Source organism: Streptomyces sp. NPDC006739, from assembly GCF_042869815.1.
GTDB lineage: Bacteria > Actinomycetota > Actinomycetes > Streptomycetales > Streptomycetaceae > Streptomyces.
Genome location: NZ_JBIAGM010000060.1, coordinates 1 through 15,178, shown reverse-complemented (window position 1 = coordinate 15,178; position 15,178 = coordinate 1). Strand labels below are relative to the sequence as shown.

10 protein-coding genes and 6 pseudogenes are annotated in these 15,178 nt (G+C 69.1%); 7 read left to right on the top strand and 9 right to left on the bottom strand.

Annotated features, from left to right (window positions below; translation table 11 throughout):
- Positions 1-206: pseudogene (locus tag ACFYMM_RS43560) on the top strand (hypothetical protein); the annotation flags it as partial.
- 253 nt (positions 207-459) lie between these two features.
- A pseudogene (locus tag ACFYMM_RS43555) lies at positions 460-600 on the top strand (IS5/IS1182 family transposase); the annotation flags it as partial.
- 225 nt (positions 601-825) lie between these two features.
- Here ACFYMM_RS43555 and ACFYMM_RS43550 read toward each other — a convergent pair.
- Positions 826-1,788 (bottom strand): zinc-binding dehydrogenase, encoded by a 963-nt coding sequence (locus tag ACFYMM_RS43550; RefSeq protein ID WP_388398223.1) that lies wholly within the window; start codon positions 1,786-1,788, stop codon positions 826-828.
- A 167-nt stretch (positions 1,789-1,955) separates the two neighbouring features.
- Between ACFYMM_RS43550 and ACFYMM_RS43545 the strand changes: the two genes are divergently transcribed.
- On the top strand, positions 1,956-2,600 hold the full coding sequence (locus tag ACFYMM_RS43545; protein WP_388398220.1) for a TetR/AcrR family transcriptional regulator: 645 nt from the start codon (positions 1,956-1,958) through the stop codon (positions 2,598-2,600).
- Between the two features lie 275 nt (positions 2,601-2,875).
- Here the strand turns inward: ACFYMM_RS43545 and ACFYMM_RS43540 are convergent, their stop codons facing one another.
- Both ACFYMM_RS43540 and ACFYMM_RS43535 read right to left on the bottom strand, forming a co-directional pair.
- On the bottom strand, positions 2,876-3,376 hold the full coding sequence (locus ACFYMM_RS43540) for a GNAT family N-acetyltransferase (protein ID WP_388398218.1): 501 nt from the start codon (positions 3,374-3,376) through the stop codon (positions 2,876-2,878).
- A 67-nt stretch (positions 3,377-3,443) separates the two neighbouring features.
- Positions 3,444-4,216, bottom strand: a pseudogene (locus ACFYMM_RS43535) (glycosyltransferase family 2 protein).
- A gap of 215 nt (positions 4,217-4,431) precedes the next feature.
- On the opposite strand from ACFYMM_RS43535, the gene ACFYMM_RS43530 reads away from it, so the two are divergent.
- Positions 4,432-4,860, top strand: coding sequence for a hypothetical protein (locus tag ACFYMM_RS43530; RefSeq protein WP_388398216.1), 429 nt, complete (start codon positions 4,432-4,434; stop codon positions 4,858-4,860).
- Between the two features lie 87 nt (positions 4,861-4,947).
- Here ACFYMM_RS43530 and ACFYMM_RS43525 read toward each other — a convergent pair whose 3' ends face one another.
- The 3 genes and pseudogenes from ACFYMM_RS43525 to ACFYMM_RS43515 form a co-directional block, all read right to left on the bottom strand.
- The gene (locus ACFYMM_RS43525; protein ID WP_388398213.1) at positions 4,948-5,442 is read right to left on the bottom strand and encodes a hypothetical protein; all 495 of its coding nucleotides are present in this window, start codon (positions 5,440-5,442) and stop codon (positions 4,948-4,950) included.
- 197 nt (positions 5,443-5,639) lie between these two features.
- A complete protein-coding gene (locus ACFYMM_RS43520; protein WP_388398211.1) occupies positions 5,640-6,428 on the bottom strand; it encodes a hypothetical protein in 789 nt (262 codons plus the stop codon).
- Between the two features lie 723 nt (positions 6,429-7,151).
- Positions 7,152-8,372: pseudogene (locus ACFYMM_RS43515) on the bottom strand (IS110 family transposase); the annotation flags it as partial.
- A gap of 1,165 nt (positions 8,373-9,537) precedes the next feature.
- Between ACFYMM_RS43515 and ACFYMM_RS43510 the strand changes: the two are divergent.
- Positions 9,538-10,401 (top strand): hypothetical protein, encoded by an 864-nt coding sequence (locus ACFYMM_RS43510; RefSeq protein WP_388398208.1) that lies wholly within the window; start codon positions 9,538-9,540, stop codon positions 10,399-10,401.
- Positions 10,402-10,674: 273 nt separating this feature from the next.
- Here ACFYMM_RS43510 and ACFYMM_RS43505 read toward each other — a convergent pair whose 3' ends face one another.
- Positions 10,675-11,730 carry a threonine/serine dehydratase gene (locus ACFYMM_RS43505; protein WP_388398205.1) on the bottom strand — a complete coding sequence of 352 codons (1,056 nt, stop codon included), beginning with the start codon at positions 11,728-11,730 and terminating at the stop codon, positions 10,675-10,677.
- Positions 11,731-11,754: 24 nt separating this feature from the next.
- Entirely contained in the window at positions 11,755-12,558 is an 804-nt protein-coding gene (locus ACFYMM_RS43500) for a proline hydroxylase (protein WP_388398204.1), read from the bottom strand.
- Positions 12,559-12,620: 62 nt separating this feature from the next.
- On the opposite strand from ACFYMM_RS43500, the gene ACFYMM_RS43495 reads away from it, so the two are divergent.
- Both ACFYMM_RS43495 and ACFYMM_RS43490 read left to right on the top strand, forming a co-directional pair.
- Positions 12,621-13,280 carry a TetR/AcrR family transcriptional regulator gene (locus ACFYMM_RS43495; protein ID WP_388398202.1) on the top strand — a complete coding sequence of 220 codons (660 nt, stop codon included), beginning with the start codon at positions 12,621-12,623 and terminating at the stop codon, positions 13,278-13,280.
- Positions 13,281-13,379: 99 nt separating this feature from the next.
- Positions 13,380-13,643 (top strand): annotated as a pseudogene (locus ACFYMM_RS43490) (DUF6415 family natural product biosynthesis protein); the annotation flags it as partial.
- Positions 13,644-13,676: 33 nt separating this feature from the next.
- Here the strand turns inward: ACFYMM_RS43490 and ACFYMM_RS43485 are convergent.
- Positions 13,677-15,085: pseudogene (locus ACFYMM_RS43485) on the bottom strand (ISAzo13 family transposase); the annotation flags it as partial.
- Between the last annotated feature and the right edge of the window lie 93 nt (positions 15,086-15,178).

Here is a 15,178-nt window from a genome sequence, read left to right as displayed (position 1 = left end):
CGGACCTGGACACCGCCCGGAAGGTCATCGCGGAGGTCGCGCCGGCAGGAGCCGAACCCGACCCGCCCGAGACGGGCACCGCCTACCAGGCCATCGTCAACGCCTTCAACCAGCACCCCGGCCAGGTGCTCAGAGCCGCACGCCGAGTTGGAAAGGGACCACTGAGCCGTTTCCAACGTGGCCGATCGGCAGGCGAGTCGGCGTGAGAACGGTGTTGGGGGGGGAGATGAAGCTCCTGATGGATGGGTTGTCGACCAGGATCAACCTGTTCGCCTGAAGCTTCACTTGCTTGTCTGCCCATCGGGAATCGATGTGTCCAGCGCGACCCTGCGCTACCTGACCGGTCTACTCGCCGCTCGGCGTCAGGAGCGCGGAACACGCTGGCACCGGCCGACCCGCAGCCGACAGGTCATGCTCGTCCTGGGCACCTGCGGTTCGGCCACACCTACAGCCAACGGGGCCGTGTACGTCTCCCATGCCAAGATCCGCGCCCTCGGCGAGCAGGTCATCGCAACCTTGAAGACGTGGCGGCTGCTGCGCAAGCTCCGCTGCAGCACCACGCGCATCGACGACCTGGTCAAAGCCACTCTCGCCCTCCACCGGGGACATCACGCTGAGGTCGGAAAGTGGCTCACGGCCATACTGGGCATCATCACGCGGCCCCCGCACGGCGGCGCACCCTGATGCCGGACGAGACAGCGGTAACAGGGCGCGCCACGTACTTGCCCGGCGTCGACGATGGCGACCGTCAGCGCCGGGCATCAGCCACGACCTGAGCGGGTCCCATTTCGTCACCCAGGGCCGCGAACGCCGTCCCTGCCCGACTCAGGGCGCCAGCACGACCCTGCCGAACACCTTCCCCGCGTCCATCTCGCGGTGGGCCAGCACCGCCTGGTCCAGCGGCAACACTTCGTGCACGACCGTGCGCAGGTCCCCGTGCGCAGCATCGGCGAACTGGGACGACCGCAGGGCCTGCCGGTCGGGCCCGGGCACGGTGTCAGAACTGAACGTGGCGAATGACAACGACCTGCGGAAGGCGTCCATCAGCCGCATGCCGAAGTCCGCCGGCGGCTGCCCACCGATTACACCGACAGCCACATAGCGCCCGTTGGAGTTCAACTTGTCCAGGAAAAAGGGAAGCTGGGGACCCCCCACGACATCGATCACCACGTCGAAGCCCGCCGGTGCGTCCGGGCCGCCCTCACCGGAGCGGTCAAGGACATGGGTCGCGCCCAGGTCCCGCAGGCGGGCGCCGCGCTCCGCCGACGAGGTGGTGACCGCCACCGCGCTCGCACCGCCCGTGGCTGCGAGTTGGACCGCCGTGATCCCGATGCTGCCCGCCGCACCGCGCACGAGCACCGTCTCGCCAGGCGTGAAACTGGCCCGGGCCAGGGCGAAGTGGGCGACCACGCCGGAGCCGCCGAGGGTCACCGCGTCGGCGCCGGTCAGGCCGTCGGGCAGCGCAAGGACGTCCTCGACCGAGGCGACGGTGTGCTCGGCGTACCCCCCGGACAGGCCGGTGAACGCCCACACCCGCCGCCCGATCCACGAGGCGTCCACGCCCTCTCCCACCGCGGTGACCCTTCCCGCGACCTCGCTGCCGAGGAGATGGCCCTCCCGGAAGCCATAGGCGGCAAGCGTTCCCCGGCGGATCACGGCGTCCACGCCGCCTACCCCGATCGCCTCCGTGGCGATCTGCACCTGCCCCGAGGCAGGAACGGGCACGGGGACATCGACGACCTCCAGGCCATCGGGGTCTCCGAACATCCTGATCACGACGGCTTTCATCTCTGCTCCTCGGGTCGGTGGAGGGACGGATCGCAGCTGCTGCGCGCCATGGGCGTCAAGCCGGCTCCCAGAGCCGGGGCATCACCGGCGAAGTGCCGGGACGGGGCGGCAGCACCGCCATCGGACCGTAACGGACGCCCCCGTCCGTTTGGCTAAAGTGAGAAGCGATGACCAACCATTTGCCTCAGACTGTGCGCTCCGACGCCCGCGACAACCGGGCCCGCATCCTGGACGCCGCCCGCGCGGTGTTCGGCGAAGAGGGCCTGAGTGGGCCCATGCGCGAGGTCGCCCGGCACGCAGGCGTGGGCCCCGCCACGCTGTACCGGCATTTCCCCACCAAGCAGGCACTGTTCGCGGAGACCTTCGCCGAGCAGCGGCGAGCCTGCCATGCCGCCGTCCGCGACGCCCTTGCGGACTCGGACCCGTGGCACGGATTCCGGAGCCTGATCGAGCGGATCTGCGAACTCCACGCCCACAGCAGGGGATTCGCCGACGCCTTCATGACGGCCTTCCCCGAAGCCATGGACTTCGCCGCAGACCGGGAGCGGACTCTGCGCGCGGTCGGCGAACTGGCCCGCCGTGCCCAGAAGACCGGCCAGCTGCGCCCCGGCTTCGTCGTCGACGACCTGGTCCTCATGCTCATGGCCCACCGGGGCCTCCAAGACACGCCGCGTGCCGCCCGGGTCACGGCCTCCCGCCGCTTCGCCGCCTACATGATCGAAGCGTTTCGCGCCGCACCAGAGACGGGAGCGCCTACGTCGCTGCCGCCAGTACCACGCCTGCAGCTCACGTACTCGCCCAGCACGCCATAAATCCGTCACCTGGAGGTCCGTCAATCCTTGCAGCCCGATATCCTTGTCGGGCCCCTGCCGCAGGCAGGTGGGAAAGGGCTCAGTCGCTCATGAGCTGCGTGAGTCCCCCGGCTGCCCCCTGCTTCAACCGGATTGCTGCGACAACCCGGCGGTAAGGTCTCTCACCTCACTCGATTCCATGGCGCCTCGTGGCGCACCCACGAGGTACGACAAGCTCGCGGTCCGCTACGAGGCGACCGTCCTCGTCGCGGCCATCAATGAATGGCTGTGACCACTCACACGGCTCGTCCCATGCAGACCAGCTGGTCCCGCTCGTCCCACGACTCGGTGACGGTGAATCCGAGCCGCTCGTACAGGGCTATCGCGCCCGCCCGCCACTTCCACACCGACAGCCGCACCGCGCTGACGCCGCTTTCCGCAGCACGCACGAGCGCGGCGCTGACCAGGCTGGACGCGATGCCCCGCCCCCGGAACGCCGGGTCCGTCCAGAGCCTCTTGACCTCGGACCGTCCGTCGACAGAGGCGGTCACCACCAGGCAGCCCACCGCGGTGTCCCCGCTCAACGCCAGCAGCACGACATCGTCAACGAACACGGCCTGCGGATCCGCGATCTCTACCCGGTAGCGCTCCGGCAACCCACCCACACCGGCGACGGCCTCACCCTTCTCGGCCTGCGTCTGCAGATGGTAGGCCGCCAGCAGATCTGCCAGCCCATCCTGGGCGGAAGGCGCCTGACCTGGCCAGCGGACTATGGCAACCTCGCGTTGATCAGTCATGACCTGAGCATCGCATGACACATACCAGGGCTAAAACGACTATCTTGATCCACTTTCGATACACGCCCTAGATGCGCGACTTCCGCACCGAGTGGCACGCCGCCCGGCCAGAGCCCGCGCCGACCGGAACACCGAGAGCTGTTCGTGCCGGCGGTAGAGATTCCAGTTGTGCGGAACGAGCGACAGCTTGTTGGACGAGACCGACCCGGCCCGCTGCGCCCGGTACACCGCCAACGGTTCCCTCAGCGCCCGCGCGGGAGTCCCATCCCGCATGATCGACAGCCAGAGCCCGTAGTCCTGCCGCTTCGGCATGTCCGGCATCAGCCTCGTACCGACCACCCTGCGGTCGTACATGGCGGTCAGGGCGCCGATGTGGTCATGGACCAGCATCGCGCGGTAGTCCACTCGCTCCGGCGCCCACACCACACGCCCGTTCGCGACGAAGTCGGCCGCCCCGCCCGCGTACAGGGCGTCCATCTTGTAGTAGGAGGTGAACGTGAGGGGCATCCCGGCCGTCGCGGCGAAGGCGAGCTGCTACTCCAGCTTCGTCGGGAGCCACAGGTCGTCGCTGTCGAGCAAGGCAATGTAGTCACCCCGGGCCCGCACGATGGCCAAATTCCGGGCCCGAGCCGCGCCCCCCTGCCGGGCCGCCGCCTCCGGCAGGACCCGCTCGTCCTGCCGGGCCAACTCTCTCAGCAGATCCATCGACCCGTCCGAGGACGCGTCGTCGGTGATCAGCAGTTCGAGATCGGTGTGGGTCTGCGCCAGCACCGACCGGACTGAAGGCCCGAGCGTGGCTGCCGAATTGTGCACCGGCATCACCACAGAAACCAGCGGCACAGCCGCTCCTTACCCAGATTGGAGTCGTCATGGAGGTTGTTGTCGCCGGCCAAGGCTACGTGGGACGCAGCCCTCGACCCCGCCGGTTCCGGCCATCTCGACCGGCGCCCTCACCGCCGGTCGTACGGCCGAGTCAGTGACTCTGCCCGGTCTGGCGGGTGTTCCCGAGCGTGCCGTTTTCCGGCACGTGACGCGTTGGCGCTATTCCGGTCGGCATGAGGCTCCGGTTCTTCGACTACGCGCACCTGTACCGCTCCCACCTGGCCCAGCATCTGGCAGACCGGTATCCGGACGGGGTGCCGCTGGCGACCGGGATGGCGCTGGGCGTCTGGCGCACGATCGCGGAGGCGTTGCCCCGTGAGCAGTACGACGACGTCGTGGAGTGCGTGGAGGAGGCCGAGCGCCTGCGTCGGCGGCGCCCCGCTCCGCTGCTGCCGGACACCTTCCGATCGCACCTGTACGGGCCGCTGTCCGTCCGGTTCGGCCAGACGCCGGAGGGGGCCGTCGTCTTCGCAGCCAGCTTGATCGCGGCAGTCCACGGGCAGATGCCCGCGAAGGAGTTCGAGGTGCTCCTGGACTGCATGGCCCGCGCACGGACGACCGCGACCTCGGCGGACTCGAAGCTGGAGCAGGCAGCCGGGTAGTTCCGCGCGGGCTTCCAGCCTGCGCTTCTCCGTGGAGTACATCGGAAAACCGGTCCGGCGACGCTGCCGTCCCAGTCGCCCTCGGGCTCAGATCCGGTCGATGACGAGTGCGGCCGCGCCGACGCCGGCCAGCACCACACCGAGGGCGAACGGGAACCAGCGGTGAGCGACGAAGTCCGCGACGCCCCAGTGCAGGGCGCCGGCCGCCTGGGCGTCCTGCGGGTCGGCGGGGTCGTAGACGACGGTGGTGCGCACCAGCCCGTCGTCCCCGGCCCGGCCGCTCGGCACATACAGCGCCTGCGCCAGCTCGTCCTCCGGGACATACTCGTCGTGCCCGCCGGCGTCACGGAAACTGAGCCACACATCGCTCGCGGAGCACGAGGCGCCACGGCCCGACGAGCACGCGTAGTCGACCGTGGCGCCGCCGGCCACCTGGCGCCCGTGCGCGCGAAGGCCGGATATCCGGCTGTCAGCCTGCACCACCTCATGGATGTTGACCACGAGGACGGCCACCCCGAGCAGCGTCATCACCGCCATGGCCACCGTGCGGCCCACTGACCACATACGACTGTCTCTCTGCACTCGCACACGTTATCGAGGGGTGTCGCGGGCTCCGCATGCGTGTCGGGGGTTTCCCCAGCCCACCGCGTCCCTCCTCGTCCACTCCGCCTGACTCGGAACTGCAGGACGCCCACCGGGGCAGGGGACATCGCCCTTGTGACGGCAATTCTTTCCGTTGACCGAGGCCTTGACGAACGCCCGGCGGCTCGCAGCTCGGCTCAACCGGTGGCCGAGCACCCGGGCATGGCGGGCAACGAGGCCTCTCCCGTCAGGGCACCTGTGCGCCGCCGGATCGCCGCGAACATCTCGGCGCGGTCTTCCTTGATCGGGTAGTCGATTCGGTCGTAGCGCAGTTGGTGAGCGGCGGTGCGATCCGGGGACTTCAAGAGAACCAGACCGAGGTTCCCTCCGGGTGTCAGGTCGCGGTGACCGCACAGCTCCAGCGGCAGGCCATGGTGCGGGTCGGTCAGGGCCTGCACCAGTTCGGCGCGGCGCAGGGCCGTGTCGGAGTCGTGCTCAAGCTGCAGGATCCACCACTCCCCCAGTCGTGCCTCGTGTCCGGTGACGATCTGCGGGACGGCGACAGTGTGAAAGAGGCCGAGGCGGCGCAGCAGTCCGCTGGGGAGCCATGCGGCGTCCCGCCAGATCTGCTCGTAGATGAGGGGCTGGCGTTCATCGTCCCACTGTTTCTCGTAGGGGGTCCATGCGTCACCGGCCAACCAGCAGGCGTCCCCGCCGTTGGTCTGAATCCGCTGGACGAGGGCTGCCTCGGCCTTCTGGAAAGCTCGGCGCGAGGGGCCGGGGAGTTGGATGCTGGTCGGCTGACCGAGTCGGCGCAGCTCGATGCCGCGATCGGTGCGTGCGCAGATCCGAACACCGTTAAGGCCGTAGATCTGGTCTTGTCCGGCGCGCAGCGGTGCACGGCACGGCAGCAGCCCGCTCATCAAGCTGTCGAGGCTGCCGTTGCTCTCCAGGTGGAGCCTGAGGCTTGGCAGGGCCGGCTGCACGTACCGGATGCCGAAGGGGTACTCGAAGAAGTGCCTACGGGAGTTGAGAACCCAGTAGAACACCTCGGACTCGAGGAGGAGTTGCGCGTGCTGGGCCGGTTCCGAGATGAGGGGAGCATGCGGCTACATGGCAGCAACGGCGTCACGCGCGGCCTGGTGGGGTGCGCCGGTGTAGAGGGCGTAGGTCCGAGCGCGGTTGCTGATCTGGTTCGCCGACATGGCTTCAGGCACCCTTCACTCCGCTCCGTCGGCCCGCGGAACGTGAGGAACAGGCACTGGTGTGCGGTGTTGCAATCGGTGAGATGGGTCGGGCCGAAGCCGAGCTTCTTCACCTCCGCCTTGAACCAGTGGGCCGAGGTTCGCGTGAGACACCTCACGTTGCTATGCCGTCAAGCCGGGGGCTTGGGCCCCAGGTAGCGTGACCCGCATATTCGAACGGGTGGAGTGGAACGTTGGTCGACGTAGTGCGTGTCATGGAGGCGCTGGCCGCGCAGGGCGTCACGGTGCTGTTCAAGGCAGATGCGGAACGCATGCGTGACGGGGCGAGGCCGTGGACCTTCGTCGCAAGCGGTGTTCCCTTCCATGAGGACCTGCTCGTGCGTACTGACGCCGCGTCGGTGGAGGCCTGCCTGGAGGTCTGCCTGCCGCAGCTGCGCGAGCGCGGACTGGTAATCCCTGATTGAGGGCAGTCCGGCCAACCGTGATCTGTGCGGCATCTGCTTCTGCAGCTTCGAGTGGGACCGGGAAGGCCAGGGTCTCGTCGTAGCTCTTGCGGTGTTGGAGGCAGTGGTAGAGCTGGCCGATCATGCGATTGAAGAGGTTGCGCTGGGCGGCCGCGTGCCAGTCGCCGACCTCGCGGCGCCGCCGGTAGTGGGCGCCAGCTCCAGGCGAGTGCCGGAGGGCTGAGAATGCCCACAGATATCCCGCGTGATTGAGGCGGTCGTTCTTCACCCACCGACGGGTGATGGACGACTTCTTGCCGGAGGCCCTGGTGATGGGCGAGGAGCCTGCGTAGGCATTGAGACCACGGGCGTCGGCGAAGCGGGCGCGGTCGTCCCCGATCTCAGCCAGGATCCGGGCGGCGAGCTGGATGCCGAGCCCGGGGAAGCTCAGCAGGATCTCGGCGTCCGGGTGCTGAGGGAACGCCTCTTCCACCGCCTCAGCGAGTTGGTCGGCGGCGGTGCAAGCGGCTTCCAGCTGGATGAGGAGGGCGAGCATCTGCTTGCCGAGAGCGTCCTCGACCAGCGGCGGCTGGTGGGCCCACGCAGCGCGGAAGACGTCGCGGAGACGGTCGGCCTCCGCCTCGATTCCCCGCTTGCGGCCGGCCCGTTTGAGAGCGGCCTGGAGCTGCGTCCGGCTCAGCCGTGCAGCTCGTGAAGGGGGCGGGGCGGTCTTGAGGAGTTCACGGGCCTCGGGCCGGCACAGGCCGTTGGCCCAGACCGCGAAGGCTTCCAGGGCGGCGGGGTAGTACTCGCGCAACAGGGAGCGGAGCTGGTTGGCGATCTGCTGCCGGTTCCACAGAGCGTCCTGCTGGGCGCGGGCCAGAACGGCGATGGCACGGCTGAGGTCGCTGTCGCCCGGCAGGGGCCGGTGGGCGTGCATGTCGGTGCGCAGGATGTTCGCCAGGACCAGGGCGTCGCCGGGATCGGACTTCTTGCGCGAGACGGAGTGGCGGTCGCGGTAGCGGGCCGCCGCCATCGGGTTGATCGCGAACACCTTCCGCGTTCCGGTCCGCAGCACGGCAACGAGCAGCCCGCGGGATATCTCGATCGCCACCGGGATCGGGTTCTCCTCGGTGTCGCCGTACTCGGCAAGCAGCTCCACCAGGACCTGGTAGCCGGCGGCGTCGTCGGTGATGTGCCGCTTGGCGACTAACGTGCCGGTGTCGTCGACCAGGGCGACATCGTGGGTGCGTTCTGCCCAGTCGATTCCGCAGTAGATCAAAGTGTTCCCTCGCCTACGTGCCGGGTGTTTGCGCTGGTCACGAGCGCATGCGGGCCACGCGAGCGACCTAATCCCAGGCCTCGACCGCAAGAGGGCCGGGCCGACACCTCACTAGCCGTTCGTGGCACCAGCGCACCCCACGGGCCCCGGTCTGCGCGGGAGCTCGAACGGCTCGGGCGTAACAAGAGGTCACCGTGCGGCGGGCTCACACCACCAACACCAACGAGTGATCAAGCGACAGGTGTTGACGCATGACGGTGTCGGACGGCACCCGGTCTCAGCCGAGGCCTGCCTGACCGTGCTGGCTTCAGATGTCCGCCCGGCACCGACGAACGTAAACACCCACCTACTGAGTGGTGGCAGTCACGAAGGAGCCGGACGTTGCGCGATCTCACGCTAGGCATCGCGACCAGGAGCAGCACAGGCATCCGTCCGGCACCCACGCGACCACCACCATGAGCACAGGGACCACGCGCCGCTCTATGCGGAGGTCTCATGAGACCCGGCTGGCCGGAGGCATCGCAGCCCCGTACTCGAACATCCCGTGAAGCATCCGCCCCGGCGGAACGTCCTTAACTACGGATTAGGAGCAGCAGACCGGTGCCGCAGGGCTTCACTGTAGCGGCGGAGAGCCGCGCTACTGGTCCCGCCACGCCGCCATCCTCATCACGCCTCCCGGGTGGCACGCTGAGGCACGGGTGACGCCGGATGATTGCCGCAGCCAGACGGGCGGCGGCCGATGATCCCGCCGGATCCAGCGGAGTACGCCCCCGGACGCAGCGCACGGGGGGACGCGGCGTCCAGGGGGACTGCCGCCAACGTAGCGCGCCAAGCGGCCTCTTATCGCACATATCGGGGAATCGGAGTGCGCGTCGGGGCACAGCTCGGACCCGGGCACGGTCTGGGCGAGCTCGTGCTCCAGAACCGCGGGAAGGTGAAGGGTGTGACCGGGTTGGAGCCACCGTGACCCCGGCGGCACGTGGCCGGTGGAGCCAGCGTCGGCCCAGTTGTCGGCCTCGCTGGAGGTGACCAGAGTGACCTTCTCCACGCCGGGGGATGATGAGAAGGAGGCCATTCCCCAGTCGCCGAGAAGGGAGCAGCAGCCGCGTTGAGCCAATCCCCCGGGCATGAGACCAGCCCTAACGAGGCTCTCCGACAGGACCGGATGGCAGTGGATCGTCTGATGGAGGGGATGCTGGACGCTGGCGGGATGTTCCGTGAGGTGGCGGCGACCCAGGTGCTCCTGTGCACCGCGCACCCGCGCATCCGATTCGTCGAGTTCACCGCTGACGAGGAGAAGGAAGACGGAGCCGACTGGCTGTGGTGGTGGGTGGACAGGGACGGCACCTCCTACGAGCTCCTCGTCCAGGCGAAGATCTTGAAGGTGCACAGCAAGCGCTGGAGCATCGACTTCACCTACAAGACGCGCGGCGACGACCGGACGCAGCTGTCCAAGCTGATCAAGGCGGCGAACCGCTTCCACGTCCCCGCGGCGTACGTCCTGTACTGCGGTGACTCGCAATACCGATCGACCCTGCGCTGCGACCGCACCCATGACGACATTCCCTGCAAGGAACGCGACTGGGTCGGTGTATCCACCGTCTCCGCCCTGGTGGCGGAGACCGCCGTCGGCCTGGACAGCCGGAACTCGGGCGTGATGGCCTTCCACGACGCGGTCCCCCTCGAAGACATCGCCAGCCCTGACCGCCTCGACGAGCCGATCGTGCCTCTGGCGCGCGGACTGGACGAGGGCCTCGCGCGCTTCCTGCGGCAGCCGCAACGAGGTTCTCGCCGGGTGGCGAAGGAACTTCTCCGGCCGGTCCAGCGGATCAGGAACGGGCAGTTCGCCGGAGCGGCGGTCATGGAGCGCGCCGCCCCGGTCACTGGTGCTCTCTTCGAGAGCGTCCCCAACGACTGCGCACTTCTCCGTGCCGTACCTCGCGCACATGCTCCGCGGGCTGCGGGCGGAGGTTCCCGACTACGTACACGACGTCTTGGAAGGCCGGAGTCCTCCGGCATGGCTCACTGACCACCTCGGCGGGATCGTCGTGATCCCCGACGCGGACGCCTCGGCCACGGCAACGGGCCGGACCGCTGACGGCGGCGTTGGGCGGCCGCTCCCAGACTTCCCCGAAGCACTTCAGCTGCCACACGACCACCACCCTGGGCGCGCCGCGTGAGCACGAAACTGCGCGTCCGGCGCTGAGCTGAGACGCAGAACCTTCAGCCCACGGCCGCCGCTATGGGAAGGCCCGAAACGGCGAGAGGGCAGCTGGGCAGCTGCCGTCCCTCGGGCCGCTCATCACTGTGTGGTGGGCCGACTTACCAGATCGGACGGGTCCGTGTTCGCTCCGCACAGCACTACGCACACGCGCTCGCCGTTGCCGGGCCGGTAGCTCCGGCTCGGTGCGGCGGGCCGGCTCGGCAGGTCCCGGTCGGGGACGTGCTGGTCCGGTGAGGTGAGCGCGGCCAGGGCGGTGGCGGCACCGTGCTCGACCGCCACCTTGCGGTGGTCCCACAATGCTTGTCGAGCGCGGATGATCTCGGCGTCCGGCACGAGTACGGAGTGGACTCGGTCCTGCCGGGCGGCGTCCAGGGCCATCTGGGAGGTGCGGCGTGCGCCGAGGGAGTCGGCGGCGATCGAGTCCACGGTGACATCGATGACGGCGCCGGACTGGAGGGCGGCGTTGAGGGCGCGGCAGTTCTCCGGCTCGACCGCCACGGTGCGGATGCCGTGGTGCTGGGCGGCGGTGGCCACCCCGGCGAAGAGGCCACCGCCGCCGACCGCGACCACAACGGTGTCCAGACCGGGGATGTGGCGCCGGATCTCTTCCAGCAGGGTGCCGGCCCCGGCGGCGATGAGCGGGTGGTCGTAGGCGTGGCTCGACAGGGCGCCGGTTGTGCTCGCGAACGCCTCGCAGGCTGCGAGGGCTTCGGCGTACTCGGAACCGACCAGGCGGACGTCGGCGCCGTAGCCGCGGAGCTTGGCCACCTTCACCGCCGGTGCGGTCTCGGGAAGGAAGACCGTGGCGGGTACGCCCTGCTGCTGGGCGGCCCAGGCGCACGCCAGGCCGGCGTTGCCGCCGGAGGCGATGGTCACCCCGGCGTCGGGGAGGGTGTTCGCGTCGCGGTGGGCCTGGATGAAGTTCTGCGCGCCGCGGGCCTTGAACGAGCCGGTGTGCTGCATGAACTCCAGGGCCAGCCACACCTCGCAGGGCTGCTCGGGCCGGTCGTCGAGGGGGTCGCGGTGGGCGGTGCGGATCGCACCGGGGTCGAGGGGGGCCAGGGTGACGGGGCGGATGCGTCCGGCGATCCGGTCGCTGGCGGCCTTGATGTCGCCGTAGGTGAGCTGGTGCACTTCGTTGCTCCTGCGATGAGGTGGTCACGACCAGGCGATGAGCTGGCCGGTGGTGGTCAGGCCGAGGAAGAACGCGAAGGCTATCCGGCGCCCGGTGGGGTTCGGCTCGACCGCGTGGAAATTCGCGGGGTTGAACATCAGCGCGTCGCCGCGTTGCGGCGTCAGGTCGACACACTGGCAGTGCGCAACCGCCTCACGCCGGTAGCCGTATGCCTGGCGGTGCTGCTCGTCGGTGGGCTCCCAGCGGTGGCGCCATACCGTGGTCGCCCCGCCGGTGGCCGGCACCGACACCCAGACGTTGAAGGCGAGCTGGGCGACCACCTCCTGGTCGAACAGGCCGGTGGGAAACTCGCGGTTCAGGTCGTCGTAGTGGACCAGGGCGCCGTCGTTGATCTCGCGTAAGGTGCCGCCGAACACGGTCCGGCCGCCGATCGTGGCCGGGGCGACGGCCGCGCCCCAGGCGGAGCCGAGGCGAGCCAGCGAGATGGCGATCGGGTCCGGGCGCATCCCGACCCGTTGCCAGGCCGCCCGGGCGGCCTCCGCGTCGCGCCAGTACCGGTCGGCGTCCAGCCCGACGCCCTGGTCGCGGTAGTCGTTGAGGGCCGGGCCGAAACGCACGATCCGGGTGGGCACCCGGGCCCGGTCGTAGTCTGCGGTGGGCAGCCGGTTCAGCGCGCCCATTGCCGCCTGGCAGGCGTCCAGAGCGAGGAAACCGGGGACGCGGACGGCCGCGAGGGTTCCGGACGCCAGGTTGGCCAGGTGCCGGTCGGTGAAGGCTGTGCTGTCCACCGCGGTGAACAGCGGGTCAAGTGCCGTGGTGCAGGGCATGTCGCCTCCGTAAGGATGCATAAGCCTACCGTGACGGTACGGTGTACCGTACGCTGACTCGCATGCCGAGGCAATCCACATCCCTGGACCGCGCGACACCCGAACGGATCGCCGAGCAAGCCCTGTTGATAGTTGATCAGGACGGGCCCACCGCGCTCAGCTTCCGCACTCTGGCCGCCGCACTGGACATCTCCGTCGCGTCCCTCCAGCGCCGCTGCACCGACCTGGCCGGCCTGCTGGACCTGGTGACCGACCACCTCGCCGCCCGCCTGCCGGAGATTGAACCGGGCACCGACTGGGCGAGAGCCACCGAGAAGCGGTTCACCGCGCTTTACGAGCTGCTGACGGACCATCCGGGCCTGGTCGCCCTGCGCGGCGACCGACCATGGCTCGGCCCACAGCTGCTGAAGCGTCTGGTCGAGCCGCAGCTCGCCGACTCCCTTGCCGCCGGCATGACGCCCCAGGAGGCGATCGTCACCTACCGGCGGCTGTACCTGCTGACCCTGGGCAGCGCGAGTTTCGTCAACCACCGCGACCCCAAGGCCGCCCAAGCCGCCACCCGGCGCGCACTGGCCGCGCTCGACCCGGAGGAGTTCCCGGTCCTCACCGGGCAGCTCGGCGCGGTCCTGCCCGCCGTGGTCGACCACGAGGTCTACTACGGTGCGCTCCGCCAACTCATCCGCGCCGCCGCGGTACCCGGGCAGGCGGCCGAGGGGATGTAGGCGCCGTGGACACACCCCTCGCCGGCGGTCCGGCGCGCGGCACGCACACGGACACCACCCGATGACGGCCGCCCGTCTACCGAAGAGCAGACCGACCCGATCCCGGCGCTGATCGAGGCCGCGTTCGACTCGACGCGCAAGCAGCCGACGTCTGAGCGCCTCGTTGAGATCGACAAGCTGCTGCGTGAAGAGATCGACCGGCTGTCGGCGATCGCCGGGCACATGGCCGAGCGGCGCCCGGAGCGGTCGCGCGGCTGGTATGCCCTCGTGAACGCCGTCGACAAGGCCGACGACGCCCTCACATTCACGCAAAACGAAGGGTTCGCCGGGGCTCTGAACGTCTCCGAACTCGCCCGCCGGGTCATAGAGTTACGAAAGGTAAGGGCGTGCAGATCTTTAACTCGTCTTTTTGACCTTGGTCTGGGTGGGGTCGGGAGCGAGGAACGTCGCGACGTCGGCTGGTGTTCGAAGGCGGGCGGTAGAGGTGTTGATGTGGTGGCCGTGTGCTTCCAGGAGTGGGCGGACCTCCTGTTTCGCGCGGCTGATGGTCATGGCGGTGACGCCGAAGAGTTGGCCGAGGAGGTTCATGGTCGCGAGTTTGCGCTGGTGGAGCACGGTGACCAGGATCTTGTCGGCTGGGGTGAGCTTGGCTTTGGCACCTGTGCCAGGGGCCACCAGGCGCTCGTGACCGCGACGGGTGCGGAGCACTTGCTCGCGTTGAACCTCCAGCGCTGGACTCAGCGTGTCGGTGAGCTCGCTGAGCTGTTGGCGGGTCATCCCGGTCAGTTCTGGGTCCTGCAGGGAATGCTGCGTGAGGCGATGCGGTCTGTTCGCCGGGGCCTGGTTTGATGTGCTGTCGGTCGTCGCCGCGTCCAGCGGTTGCTGGGGGTGGAGGGTGTAGTTCCAGTCGCCGTGGAAGCGGTGCCCGGTGATCGGCAGGGCGTCGATTTCGTCGTCGCTGACCTGGACGCCGGTCGGGTACGGGTTGGTGTCGAGCTCGGCGTGCACCCTCAGGCCGGTCTTGGTGGTGGTCGCGGCGATGCTCTCGACGATGACTTCGTGGCTGGTCAGGGGTCTGCCGCGCCAGTTCATGGTGATGTGGGAGAACAGCCGGTGCTCGATCCGGTTCCACTTCGACGTTCCGGGTGGCAGGTGGCAGACGGTGATGGCCAGGCCGGTCTCGGCTGCGAACCGGGGCGAGTTCGGTCTTCCAGGTGCGGGTGCGATACCCGTTGGAGCCGCCGGCATCGGCGGTGATGAGTAGCCGGCCAGCTGTCGGGCTAAGTGGGCCGCCCGGCTCCGTTCCACCAGCGGCGGATCGACTCGACGGCGAACGCGGCGGTGTCGTGATCGGTGCCCCCGTTGACCCAGCCGGTGTTCGCGGCGACGTCGTAGATGCCGTAGGGCACCGCTCTGCCCAGCTCGCGGTCGGGGAAGTCGTGGGTGTCGACCCGCACCGGCTCGCCTCTCGGCTCCCATTCACGGCCGTTGTTCTTGAAAAGGCCGACCAATTCCTTCTTCTTCGTGTCCACGCTGATCACCGGCGCCCCGCCGTCCTGGTGGTCGCGGGCCTGCTCGTTGAGGTAGTGGAACTGTGCGTCCCGGTCGGGGTGCTGCTTGCCTTCCAGCGTCTTGGCGTTGCTCTGCAAGCTGAAGCCCTCCTCGCGCAGGAGGTCGCCCACCGTGTCCGCGCTGGTCCTGTGGCCCTGCCGGGTCAGCTGCTCGGCGAGCTTGCGGGTGGATTTGGTGGGCCAGCGCAGCGGCGACATGGGATCTCCGCGGACATCGGGCTCGACCAGTGTGAGTGGGCGTTAAGTCCGTTTCTGGTAGCGGCCTCGTCCGGGTTGGGTGAGGAAGCCTTGGCGGACGAGGCGTCCGAGGCGGCTGGGGGTGACGTT

What these genes read in the sequence shown, in the direction of transcription:
- ACFYMM_RS43550 (WP_388398223.1), bottom strand. Translation starts at nt 1,788, where the DNA reads ATGAAAGCCGTCGTGATCAGGATGTTCGGAGACCCCGATGGCCTGGAG.
- ACFYMM_RS43545 (WP_388398220.1), top strand. Translation starts at nt 1,956, where the DNA reads ATGACCAACCATTTGCCTCAGACTGTGCGCTCCGACGCCCGCGACAAC.
- ACFYMM_RS43540 (WP_388398218.1), bottom strand. Translation starts at nt 3,376, where the DNA reads ATGACTGATCAACGCGAGGTTGCCATAGTCCGCTGGCCAGGTCAGGCG.
- ACFYMM_RS43530 (WP_388398216.1), top strand. Translation starts at nt 4,432, where the DNA reads ATGAGGCTCCGGTTCTTCGACTACGCGCACCTGTACCGCTCCCACCTG.
- ACFYMM_RS43510 (WP_388398208.1), top strand. Translation starts at nt 9,538, where the DNA reads ATGGCAGTGGATCGTCTGATGGAGGGGATGCTGGACGCTGGCGGGATG.
- ACFYMM_RS43500 (WP_388398204.1), bottom strand. Translation starts at nt 12,558, where the DNA reads ATGCCCTGCACCACGGCACTTGACCCGCTGTTCACCGCGGTGGACAGC.
- ACFYMM_RS43495 (WP_388398202.1), top strand. Translation starts at nt 12,621, where the DNA reads ATGCCGAGGCAATCCACATCCCTGGACCGCGCGACACCCGAACGGATC.